This window comes from Flavobacterium limnosediminis JC2902, assembly GCF_000498535.1.
Taxonomy (GTDB): Bacteria; Bacteroidota; Bacteroidia; order Flavobacteriales; family Flavobacteriaceae; genus Flavobacterium; species Flavobacterium limnosediminis.
Window position 1 is genome coordinate 1 of sequence record NZ_AVGG01000041.1, and the last position, 676, is coordinate 676.

The following is a 676-nucleotide window of genomic DNA, read 5'->3' on the forward strand; positions in this document are numbered from 1 at the left end:
AAGCCGGCGGGACGTTAGCAGTAATGCGTCCAAAATTGCGAAAACGACACTAATAAACATACGAAATATTGAAATACAATTTTTTAAAATCAACTCTAATTTTTTGTGCGGTTGGATTTTTTATTCCAGGATTTACTGCAATGTTATTATTAGGAATGCAAATGTTATTTACTAAAATTGGAATCGAATGTTCTAATTCGTGGAAACTAATTTGGTATATAACTTGGATCGGAATGCTACTTTTACCTTTATTATTTATTAAAGATTTAAAGAGTAATAAAAATCAACAATCATTAAAAACGAAACTAATATTCTTTAATTTATTAGAATACATTTTTATACAAGCAAGTCTCGCTTCATTTTTTACAAGTGGAAAAACTTTATGCTACGTTTCCGATGGACAAAATGGACTAGAATTAGTTTTTACAGCTTGGTTGGCTTTGCCTATTTTATTAATCTTTAGTTATATATTTAAAATTTTATCAGATAACTAAAGCACTACTGCTAACAGCAGTTTGCTGCAAGTGGGGCTTTAAGGCTAAATTTAATGTTGGTTTTGTATTTGTAAACTTAATCTTAAATTGATACTTTTGGGAAAACAAAACCCCACCTGCAGCAAGCTGGCGGGACGTTATGCACAATATTAAACCAACAATGGTGAATTCAAGAACCTAAC

The 676-nt window shown here is 30.5% G+C and carries 1 protein-coding gene; it reads left to right on the forward strand.

Annotation, left to right across the window (positions count from 1 at the left end):
• Positions 1-68 precede the first annotated feature (68 nt).
• Positions 69-494 (forward strand): hypothetical protein, encoded by a 426-nt coding sequence (locus FLJC2902T_RS15400; protein WP_155958929.1) that lies wholly within the window; start codon positions 69-71, stop codon positions 492-494.
• Positions 495-676 lie beyond the last annotated feature (182 nt).